Genomic DNA, 10,868 nt, shown 5'->3' on the forward strand with positions numbered 1-10,868 from the left:
GCACTATCTCATACGGAAAAGAGACCGAGGTCTGTTGTTTAATGATTCTCACAAGCAAAAGTCAATTTCAGCGATGCTTAGAATATACTCCCGAGCAACAGTTTATCGCTCGATACAAAGAGTTTGTTCTTTCAAGCGTTTACCAGCCTATATATGATTCTTTCGACAACGTTGTTGGTGTGGAAGCTCTCGTTAGGATCAAAGACTCGGCTGGCTCCGCATTGCGACCTGACTTGTTTTTCGGCTCTGATGAATATTCTGAAATAGACAAAATTAATGTTGAACGCCTAAGTCGTGTCATTCATATTCGCAATTTCGCACAATCTAAATACCATTCAAAGAAACTGTTTCTTAATGTTCTTCCAATCGCAGGAGAAAAGCTTGCTATTGAGGATTTGGAACACGGGCTGCTGGCGAAAAGAATCAAGAAGCTGAACTTGAAAAACTCTCAGATCGTGATGGAGCTCATTGAGTTAGATTGTCAAAACCAACAATACCTCAACCTAGCAATGGAGAAGCTGAACGAGAACGGCTTTAATATTGCTATCGATGATTATGGGGTAAACGCCTCAACACAAGAGCGTGTTCATCAAGTTAATCCCCACATACTTAAACTCGACCGTTCATTACTCATTAAGTACTGTAATAATGATCACGAGCCTTTAATGAATGCAATTACCCTAGCGAAACGCATCGGCGCATTAACCGTCATCGAAGGGATCGAAACAAAAGAACAACTAGAAATGATGCGATCTCTAAACATCGATCTCTACCAAGGATTTTTCCTTGCGATTCCCGAAAGCCTACCGCCTAATTCTATTGACAAAACTGGGTAACTTTTACTGGCCATTAGTTATCAAACAAATCATTTCAACACAATTATTAACATCTAAAATACAAATCATAAATAGATTTTCTCACTATCTTTATAAAACAAATTAATTTATTGCTCTAGATCATCAGACTCAATGTTAGCACTCGTGCTATTGGATGAAGTTTTGTACATTCCTGTTCATAGTTTGAAACAGTTTTATACAAGTCCAATAATTTTAAGGTGATTCTCATGCTGGAGCTTATTATAGGGTTAGCGATAACAATAGTCGTTGGCTACTTCATCGTAAAAGGGTACAAGCCTGCCGGGGTTCTTTTAACTGCTGGTATAACATTGCTGATACTGACGGGTGTTTTGGGCCACACGGTTCTTCCCGCTAAGGTAGCGTCTACAGGTAACATGGTTACAGATGCCCTTGAGTATGTGAAGTACATGCTTCAATACCGTGGTGGTGGCCTAGGTATGCAGATCATGTTGCTATGTGGCTTCGCTTCTTACATGACTCATATAGGCGCAAACAACGTTGTCGTAAAACAGTTTTCTAAGCCACTTTCAGTTATTAAGTCGCCTTATGCCCTTCTTGTCGCTGCGTACATCGTTGCTTGCCTCATGTCTTTGGCTGTAAGTTCAGCAACAGGCTTGGGTGTACTTCTTATGGCAACGCTTTTCCCAATGATGACCGCTATGGGGATCTCACGTCCAGCGGCCGTCGCCGTTTGTGCCTCTCCCGCTGCAATCATTCTTTCTCCTACTTCAGGAGACGTCGTGATTGCTGCAGAAAAATCAGGCTTAGACCTTGATGTGTTTGCAGTACAAACTGTATTACCGGTTTCAATTTGTGCGATTATTGTTATGGCCGCTGCCGCTTTTTTCTGGAACAAGTATCTCGACAAGAAAGATAACTCTCCGATGGAACGCGTTGATGTATCTGAAATTGAAGTAAAAGCTCCAGCCTACTATGCAGTTCTACCTTTCTTACCAATTGTTGGAGTGTTCTTGTTTAACGGCCGCACGATTCCAGGCTTGAAGCTCGATATCTACACAATCGTCGTTCTCTCAATTTTCCTTGGTGCTCTGATTGACTTCATTACAAAGCGATTCAAAGGTAAAGAGACGCTGGAAGACCTTGAAGCTTGTTATCAAGGAATGGCTGAAGCGTTTAAAGGTGTAGTAATGCTGTTAGTCGCGGCTGGTGTTTTCGCTCAAGGCCTGATGTCTATCGGTGCTATTGATAACCTATTGCACTTAGCTGAAACCGCTGGCGCTGGTGGTATTGCATTGATGCTGATTTTGACAGGCTTGACTGTCGCAGCCGCCATTGCGACAGGGTCAGGCAACGCGCCATTCTACGCTTTTGTGGAACTCGCGCCATCATTAGCAGCGAAGATGGGACTTAACCCTGCATTCCTCATCATCCCAATGCTACAAGCCTCTAACCTTGGTCGCACCGTATCACCAGTTTCAGGTGTCGTTGTTGCAACTTCAGGTATGGGCAAGATCAGTCCTTTCGAAGTGGTAAAACGTACTTCTGTACCCGTGCTTTGTGGTCTAATTACCGTTATCTTTGGCACATTGGTTTTGGTTCCGATGGCTGCCTAGTCCACTAATCGATAAATAAAGGGCGCAATATGCGCCCTTTCTGCTATCTGAATATGACCGTTATTTTATCTCGCCATAGCGTTCTAAGTAGAGTACTGTCGCTGCTGTACGCGAAGGTACTTTTAGCTTCTTAAGTAAACTCTTCATATGAACCTTTACCGTTGATTCAGATATGAACAACGTATCGGCAATCTGTTTGTTACGATCGCCTTTAGCCACCTCTTTCAGTATTTGCATTTCTCGATCAGTCAACTCGTCGAACACATCAGAGCTATTTTCCCGTTCAATTAAGTATTTAGCGACTTCTTGACTGTACGCTTTGTTACCACGTAATGAAGATTTCAACAGTTCTACTAACTCATCCGGTTCGGTATCTTTTAATAGATAGCCGTCCGCACCAGCTTTCACAATGGCTTCAATATCGGCAGGACTATCAGAAACGGTAAGAATAACGATTGCTGCATCACAGTCATCAGCACGAAGCGCATTAAGCGTATCTAACCCCGACATCCCCTTCATGTTTAAATCAAGTAGGACAAGATCGGGTTTATGTTCATGGTTCATCGCAACTGCGTCTGCGCCATTACTTGCTTCGGCAACGACTTCAAACTCGTCTTCAAAGCTGAGTAACTGGTGGATTCCTCGTCTCATCAGTGGATGGTCATCCACAAGCAATACTCTACATTCGCTCAATGTTTGTTTCCTTAGTTTTCGGATATTCTAACAATACTTCACAGCCTTGATTGGCTTTACTTGTTACCGCAAGCGTCCCACTCAAGCGGGAGGCTCGCTCGCGCATGATACTCATGCCGTAATGGTTTAGTTTCTCCAGCGACTCATCAAAGCCTACACCATCATCACATATCGATACTACTACCTTGGTATCGGTTTCATGACATTGGATACTAATTTGTTGTGCATTTGCGTGTTTAATTGCGTTAATGGTAGCTTCACGAATCAGCTGCAAAAGGTGTACCTGTTGATTAGCATCCAGTTCGATAGATGACAATTCGTTACGTAATAAGATTGCCGCTTCTGTTTGCTCTGCTAGCTGTTCTGTCATTTCCGTCAAAGCATGACCAAAGCTGCCTTCCTTAATCGACAACCTAAATGTGGTTAGTAGCTCTCTAAGCTGGGTATAAGCCGATGATAGTCCGGTATCTAACTCCGCAAGAATTGGTGTAGTTTTCTCTAACTGCTTAGATTCAGGCAGCTTAGAAATCCCTCTTTTTAACAACGACACCTGTATTTTAAGATACGATAATGACTGAGCTAATGAGTCATGGAGCTCACGAGCAATCGTCGCCCGCTCTTCCATCAGTAGTAATTGCTCTGCCTGCCTTTGAGCTTGGTTGTAGTAAACAGCCCTTGAGAGAATTTGAACAAAGTTATCAATTAATGCTTGGTCTGGGCATGGTAATGAGACTTTCCAATACAACGTGCCCAGTTCTACACCATCAAGAGATAGCGGCTTACTTTGACATTCACTTGCACAACCAGAACAAGCTTCTCCTTCGGTTAGAACTATCGTTCTCTCACCTTGTGCGGTGATTTCTAACTTAGCGGCTGCAATACCTTCCAAACTCACTATATGGGCTAATATCGCCTCAAAGTTATCTTGCCCAATTCTAGACGCTGTTAACTCTTGTGAAGATTTGTACAAAACCTTTAATGAGTCATTTGCGTGCTGAAGTTTTTGCGTTTTTTCGTTAACTGCTTTTTCTAGACCACGATAGAGCTTGCCCAGATCGGCCGCCATGGTATTGAATGTATGGGTCAAAATACCCATTTCGTTTTCACTACTAACGTTGAGCTCTACATCAAAAGAGCGGGATTTAATTTGCTCACTAGCACTAACTAAAGCATTGAGTGGTCTTACAATTTCTCGCCTGATGTAATGTACTACAAACAGGCTAACGATGAGTATTCCACCAAGGCCTAGTCCACCAACCCACGCTAGCTTGATTAATTTTTGTTCTGAAAAATTCTGCAGTTTAAAAACAAACGCATCGATCTGATTAACAAAACCAGCGACTAAAATCAGATAGCGTTCCCTGTCTTGGCTTTTCAGTACATGCTTCAACTCATGCCATCGAACGATAAGACTGTAATAGTCATGAGTAATATCTTCAGGAACTGTCCATCCTTGCAGCGCTTTCATAGATGGAGAGTAGATTGAGCGCTCGAACATGGCGATATGAGCGGCATAATTGACCGATTGAATCTGAATATCATGAGCTAAACGGTAGCTCTGCATACGCATGGAGCCGGCAACGTTAACCGCCTCAGCGTCATTGAGGCTCGATGCGAGAGTAATGATAGCAAAACTCGTAGTTGCAACTGACAAAGCAAGAATAAGTCCCATTGCTTTAGCGACTGTTCTTGTGACCGAGTTTTTCACACTTTTAAACACTATTTCACCATTTCCGGAGTAAACGGATTGTTAAATCTCCGAAGCATTCTACCTGACGAGCACAATATGTGATCAAAGCCTTCGGAATTTATTGATCTAAAACAAAAACCATTGCTGATTAACCCCTAAGGGGTATTTATACAAATGTGTCAAAACCTACAATTTATATGTACATAAATGACAGTTTATTAATAAGAATTCTGAACTATGCTTAGTTCATATTTAAGCAAGGTTGGGTGATTGAGTGGTAGACCTAGCAAAACGCAGTTTTTTTTCACGCAACAAGGTAGACGATTCATTAGTTCGACTTCCTTGGGTTGCTGATAACACACGTTTTACTGATTTATGTACTCGGTGTGGAAAATGCACTGATGTGTGTGAAACGAAAATTATCTCAAAAGGCGACGGTGGCTTCCCCACTGTCGATTTTCAGTTGGATGAATGTACGTTTTGCTATCAATGCGCAGACGTTTGCCCTGAGCCAATTTTTTTAGATAAGCACGAGCAACCTTGGAATGCAAAAGCGGCAATAAACACAAGTTGTTTAGCCCAACAAAATGTCGAATGCCGAAGCTGTGGAGATATGTGCGAGACCATGGCAATCAATTTCAAACTAGAGATCGGCAAAGTCGCACAACCAGTTATAGAGCTTGATGAATGTAATGGATGCGGTGCCTGTGTTGCTGTTTGCCCTACCTCATCAATCAATGTGAGCAATTAAAATAAAAACGGAATCAATCTATGTCACTTAACGAAGTGCACATTTCTAGCTTAGTTGTACATTGTGCTCCAGAGCACCTTGGCGAGATTAAATCGCAAATTGAACAGTATGACAACGCTGAGATTTATGGTGATAGTCCTGAAGGCAAAATTGTTGTTGTTCTTGAAACAATGAACCAAGGCTTCATTACTGACACTATCGAAACCATAAACAACCTACCTAATGTATTAAGTACAGCTTTGGTTTATCACCAAATCGAAACTGGGCTTGATGACGACGAAACAAACAATAACAACACTGGAACTCAACATTCCCAAACCGAGGGTGAAGTATGAAGATGACAAGACGAGCGTTTGTGAAAGCAAACGCAGCAGCATCAGCAGCAGCAGTCGCAGGTATCACTCTACCAGCGTCTGCTACTAACCTGATTGCTAGCTCAGACCAAACTAAAATTACGTGGGACAAAGCGCCTTGTCGTTTCTGCGGTACTGGTTGTTCTGTCCTAGTGGGCACACAAAACGGTAAGGTTGTTGCTACTCAAGGTGACCCAGAAGCACCAGTAAACAAAGGTCTAAACTGTATCAAAGGCTACTTCTTGTCTAAAATCATGTATGGCCAAGACCGTCTTACTCAGCCCCTACTTCGTATGAAAGATGGCAAATACGACAAAGACGGTGAATTCACTCCAGTTTCTTGGGACGTTGCATTCGACACAATGGCAGACAAGTGGAAAGAAGCACTGAAGAAACAAGGTCCCTCTGGTGTTGGCATGTTCGGTTCAGGCCAATGGACGGTTATGGAAGGTTACGCCGCGGCTAAAATGATGAAAGCTGGCTTCCGTTCGAACAACATTGATCCAAACGCTCGTCACTGTATGGCTTCCGCAGTTGGTGCTTTCATGCGTACTTTTGGTATCGATGAGCCTATGGGTTGTTATGATGACTTTGAAGCTGCTGATTCGTTTGTGCTTTGGGGTTCAAACATGGCAGAAATGCACCCAGTATTGTGGACTCGTGTTACTGACCGTCGTCTAAGTCATCCACATGTTAAAGTGAATGTACTTTCTACGTACTACCACCGTTCTTTTGAATTGGCGGACGAAGGCTACATCTTTAAACCTCAAACTGACTTAGTCATCGCAAACTTCATTGCAAACTACATTATCGAAAATAATGCCGTTAACTGGGATTTCGTCAACAAACACACTAACTTCAAGCAAACCGCAACTGATATCGGTTACGGCCTGCGTGATGATGATCCACTGCAAAAAGCGGCGGCTAATCCTAACTCTGGCAAGCTTTCTTCTATTAGCTTCGAAGAGTACAAAGCATCTGTTGCTCCTTACACGCTTAAGAAATCAGCGGAAATGTCTGGTGTTTCTGAAGAGAAGCTAGTTGAGCTTGCGAAACAGTATGCGGATCCAAACACTAAAGTTATGTCCCTTTGGACAATGGGTACAAACCAACATACTCGTGGCGTTTGGGTTAACAGCTTGATTTATAACCTTCACCTACTTACAGGTAAAATCTCGACTCCAGGTAACAGCCCATTCTCACTAACTGGCCAGCCTTCAGCTTGTGGTACAGCGCGTGAAGTAGGTACGTTTGCACACCGTTTACCAGCAGATATGGTGGTAGCAAACCCTAAACACCGTAAAGTCGCAGAGAAAATCTGGAACATCCCAGACGGCGTAATCCCTCCTAAGCCTGGTTACCACGCTGTACTTCAAGATCGCATGCTTAAAGATGGCAAACTGAATGCTTACTGGGTTATGTGTAATAACAACATGCAGGCTGGTCCAAACATTAACGGTGAGCGCCTGCCAGGCTATCGTAACCCTGAAAACTTCATCGTATGTTCTGACCCATACCCAACAGCAACAGCGCAAGCGGCTGACCTTGTTCTACCAACAGCAATGTGGATTGAAAAAGAAGGTGCTTACGGCAACGCAGAGCGTCGTACACAGGCTTGGTACCAACAGGTCGACACTATTGGCGAAGCAAAGTCAGACTTATGGCAAGTAATGGAGTTCTCTAAACGCTTCAAGATGGAAGAGGTGTGGACTGAAGAACAGCTTGCTGCGGCGCCTCAGTACCGCGGTAAGACAATGTACGACATGCTCTTTGCTAACGGCGTAGTAAACAAATTCCCGATTGAAGAAGCGCGTGAACTCAACGACGATGCACATCACTTCGGTTACTACGTACAAAAAGGTCTATTTGAAGAGTACGCGACATTCGGTCGTGGCAAAGCTCATGACTTGGCACCTTACGATGTATACCATCAAGTTCGTGGTCTTCGTTGGCCAGTTGTCGATGGTAAAGAAACGCTTTGGCGCTACAAAGAAGGCTCTGATCCATATGCTAAGCCAGGTAGTGGCTGGGACTTCTACGGTAAGCCAGATGGTAAAGCATTTATCATTTCTGCCCCTTACGAAGCTCCACCTGAGTCTCCTGATTCAGAGTTCGACATGTGGCTATGTACTGGTCGTGTTCTTGAGCACTGGCACACAGGCACAATGACTCGCCGCGTACCAGAACTCTACAAAGCAGTTCCAGATGCAGTGTGTTACATGCACCCTGCTGACGCAAAAGCTCGCGGTGTTCGCCGTGGTGATGAAGTCCTCATCGCAAACAAACGTGGTGAAGTACGTGTTCGTGTTGAAACCCGCGGCCGTAACCGTCCACCTGAAGGTTTGGTATTCGTACCGTTCTTTGATGCTCGTATTTTGATCAACAAGTTGATCCTTGATGCTACTGACCCACTGTCAAAACAGACAGACTTTAAGAAGTGTCCAGTTAAGATCACCAAGATTGCTTAATTTAATACGTTCTGACTACCACTCTCGTGGTAGTCAATCTCAAGAATTTAGCCATTAGGCGGAGAATGAATAATGAAAAAATTCCTACTTGCACTGTTATCTGTTGGTGCGTTAATGAGCGGTGCAGCTGTTGCTGAAATTGAAAATCCAGGTGGTATCGGTGGTTTGGAGTCGCTTCGCGGCGCAAGTGAGCTTGAAACAACTCGTCCAGCAGATGACTTTAAAAAGTACCCTAGAGAGCAAGTTGTAGATAGCAGCTTTGTATATCAGCCACCTTTAATTCCACACAACATTCGTGGATACGAAGTTTCTTTAAATGCGAACAAATGTCTAGCATGTCATAGCTGGAAAAACGCGAAAGAAATGGGCGCAACTAAGATCAGTGTTACTCACTATGTTAACCGCGAGGACGCTGTGTTAGCGGACGTTTCTCCACGCCGTTACTTCTGTCTTCAATGTCATGTTCCTCAAGCAAATGCAAAACCGCTTGTTGAGAATGAGTACAAGAGTGTTGATGCGCTTAAATAAGCACACGTGAGTAAATAAGAGGCTATCTATGAAATTATTGAAAGCGTTTTGGAAACGATTGGCAAGCCCAAGTAAAGCTGCGGTAGGCGTAGTGCTATTCATGGGGTTTGCTGGTGGTCTTCTTTTTTGGGGCGCGTTTAACACGGGAATGGAAGCAACCAATACAGAAGAATTCTGTTCAGGTTGTCACGCTCCTATCGTTGCTGAAATCCAAGAAACGATCCACTACTCTAACCGCTCAGGTGTGCGCGCAATCTGTTCAGACTGTCACGTACCACATGAATGGACCGATAAAATCGTGCGTAAGGTTCAGGCATCGAAAGAACTGTATGCACATTTTATCGCTAAGACGATTGATACTCCTGAGAAATTCCAAGAGCGCCGTGCGCACTTAGCAGAACGCGAGTGGGCTCGTTTGAAGAAAAATGACTCTCTAGAGTGTCGTAACTGTCACGAGTTTGAGTACATGGATTTTTCAGAGCAAGGCTCTCGTAGTGCTAAGCAACACTCAACGGCGCTCGCATCAGGAGAGAAGACGTGTGTTGACTGTCATAAAGGCATTGCACACAAACTGCCTGATATGCATGGCGTAGAAGGCTGGTAAGGAGACAGACAATGAGTACATTAGAATCCGTTATCTGGCACATCCTTGGTTATGGTGCCATGCCGTTTATCATTTTATCTGGCTTTGCGGTAGTAGCTGCAATCTCTATATGGATACTATCGCTGGGTAAAGATAAAGAGGTGGATTAATCATTGAAACCTCTACGCTGAAACAATTTTTGCCTATTTTGTATCAAGCGTTAAAAAGCCACCGCAATTGCGGTGGCTTTTTTATACTCGACCTATAATACGAGTGAAGCTCCTACTCTGGATAACCCTGAGGGTTATTAGATTGCCAGCGCCATGTATCTACAGTCATTTCTTCTAATGAGCGAGTCGCTTTCCAACCGAGTTCGTTGGTGGCCTTTGCAGGGTCTGCCCAGCATTCTGCAATATCACCCGGTCTACGCTCTACAATTTTGTAAGGCACCTGCTTTCCTGAAGCTTGCTCAAAAGCTTTAACCATTTCTAATACACTAGAGCCATTGCCAGTGCCTAGATTGTAAATGTGTAAGCCAGACTTAGCGCCTACTTTCTGTAATGCAGCAATATGGCCGTCAGACAAGTCCATAACGTGGATGTAATCTCGAACGCCAGTACCGTCCGGAGTAGGATAATCATTTCCAAACACTGATAAAAACTCTCGTCTTCCCACCGCGACTTGAGAAACAAACGGCATTAGGTTGTTCGGAATGCCTTGTGGATCTTCACCCAGTTCACCACTTGGGTGTGAACCAACTGGGTTGAAATAACGAAGAAGCGTAATACTCCAATCTGGATTCGCTTTTTGGAAATCCGTTAAACACTCTTCTACCATCAGTTTGCTGCGACCATATGGGTTAGTCGCACTAGTTGGAAAGTCTTCGGTGATTGGAACAGACGCCGGATCACCATATACCGTCGCTGATGATGAAAAGACCAGCGTTTTAACGCCGACTTCACGCATTGCGTCCACCAGTACCAACGTACCGTTAACGTTGTTGTCGTAGTACTCTAGTGGCTTTTCAACGGATTCTCCAACCGCTTTTAAACCTGCAAAGTGAATCACCGCTTTGATATCGTATTGTTTAAGTACATCAACCAATGCAGCTCTATCGCGAATATCCCCTTCGACAAAGTTTGGTCGAGTACCCGATACTTTTTCGATGCGCTCAAGAACAGATGATTTACTGTTGTACAGATTATCAAAAATGACTGGCGTCATTCCCGCGTGAATCAATTGAATAGACGTATGACTACCGATGTAACCCATACCGCCCGTAACCAAGACGTTCATAGATATAACCTTTTGAATAATATAGGCGAATGTTAACTAACTCTATCTAAAAAATATAGTTCAATCTTGAGACGG

General features: G+C 43.7%; 11 protein-coding genes. 8 read left to right on the plus strand and 3 right to left on the minus strand.

The features are described 5' to 3' along the window. Positions 1 to 41 precede the first annotated feature (41 nt). Together AC4MRV_RS04875 and dcuC are read left to right on the plus strand one after the other, a co-directional pair. Positions 42 to 836 carry an EAL domain-containing protein gene (locus AC4MRV_RS04875; protein ID WP_491186301.1) on the plus strand — a complete coding sequence of 265 codons (795 nt, stop codon included), beginning with the start codon at positions 42 to 44 and terminating at the stop codon, positions 834 to 836. Between the two features lie 227 nt (positions 837 to 1,063). After that, positions 1,064 to 2,431, plus strand: a complete 1,368-nt coding sequence (dcuC, locus tag AC4MRV_RS04880; RefSeq protein WP_491186302.1) for an anaerobic C4-dicarboxylate transporter DcuC — start codon at positions 1,064 to 1,066, stop codon at positions 2,429 to 2,431. A gap of 60 nt (positions 2,432 to 2,491) precedes the next feature. Here dcuC and AC4MRV_RS04885 read toward each other — a convergent pair whose 3' ends face one another. Together AC4MRV_RS04885 and narQ are read right to left on the minus strand one after the other, a co-directional pair. Beyond that, on the minus strand, positions 2,492 to 3,124 hold the full coding sequence (locus AC4MRV_RS04885) for a response regulator (RefSeq protein ID WP_491186303.1): 633 nt from the start codon (positions 3,122 to 3,124) through the stop codon (positions 2,492 to 2,494). Then, positions 3,111 to 4,844 (minus strand): nitrate/nitrite two-component system sensor histidine kinase NarQ, encoded by a 1,734-nt coding sequence (gene narQ / locus AC4MRV_RS04890; protein ID WP_491186304.1) that lies wholly within the window; start codon positions 4,842 to 4,844, stop codon positions 3,111 to 3,113. Before narQ ends, AC4MRV_RS04885 begins: the two co-directional genes overlap by 14 nt. Before the next feature lie 244 nt (positions 4,845 to 5,088). On the opposite strand from narQ, the gene napF reads away from it, so the two are divergent. From napF to AC4MRV_RS04920, 6 genes are all read left to right on the plus strand, one after another. Further along, entirely contained in the window at positions 5,089 to 5,565 is a 477-nt protein-coding gene (gene napF / locus AC4MRV_RS04895) for a ferredoxin-type protein NapF (RefSeq protein ID WP_491186305.1), read from the plus strand. A gap of 20 nt (positions 5,566 to 5,585) precedes the next feature. After that, a complete protein-coding gene (locus tag AC4MRV_RS04900) occupies positions 5,586 to 5,900 on the plus strand; it encodes a chaperone NapD (RefSeq protein WP_491186306.1) in 315 nt (104 codons plus the stop codon). Further along, positions 5,897 to 8,386 (plus strand): periplasmic nitrate reductase subunit alpha, encoded by a 2,490-nt coding sequence (napA, locus tag AC4MRV_RS04905; protein WP_491186307.1) that lies wholly within the window; start codon positions 5,897 to 5,899, stop codon positions 8,384 to 8,386. Before AC4MRV_RS04900 ends, napA begins: the two co-directional genes overlap by 4 nt. A 72-nt stretch (positions 8,387 to 8,458) precedes the next feature. Continuing rightward, a complete protein-coding gene (locus tag AC4MRV_RS04910) occupies positions 8,459 to 8,914 on the plus strand; it encodes a nitrate reductase cytochrome c-type subunit (protein WP_491186308.1) in 456 nt (151 codons plus the stop codon). 28 nt (positions 8,915 to 8,942) lie between these two features. After that, positions 8,943 to 9,518 (plus strand): NapC/NirT family cytochrome c, encoded by a 576-nt coding sequence (locus AC4MRV_RS04915; protein ID WP_491186309.1) that lies wholly within the window; start codon positions 8,943 to 8,945, stop codon positions 9,516 to 9,518. 11 nt (positions 9,519 to 9,529) lie between these two features. Beyond that, on the plus strand, positions 9,530 to 9,667 hold the full coding sequence (locus AC4MRV_RS04920) for a TIGR02808 family protein (RefSeq protein WP_491186310.1): 138 nt from the start codon (positions 9,530 to 9,532) through the stop codon (positions 9,665 to 9,667). A gap of 112 nt (positions 9,668 to 9,779) precedes the next feature. On the opposite strand, the gene galE is transcribed toward AC4MRV_RS04920, so the two are convergent. Continuing rightward, positions 9,780 to 10,793 (minus strand): UDP-glucose 4-epimerase GalE, encoded by a 1,014-nt coding sequence (gene galE / locus AC4MRV_RS04925; RefSeq protein WP_491186311.1) that lies wholly within the window; start codon positions 10,791 to 10,793, stop codon positions 9,780 to 9,782. Positions 10,794 to 10,868: the final 75 nt, after the last annotated feature.

This window comes from Vibrio sp. (assembly GCF_984391705.1).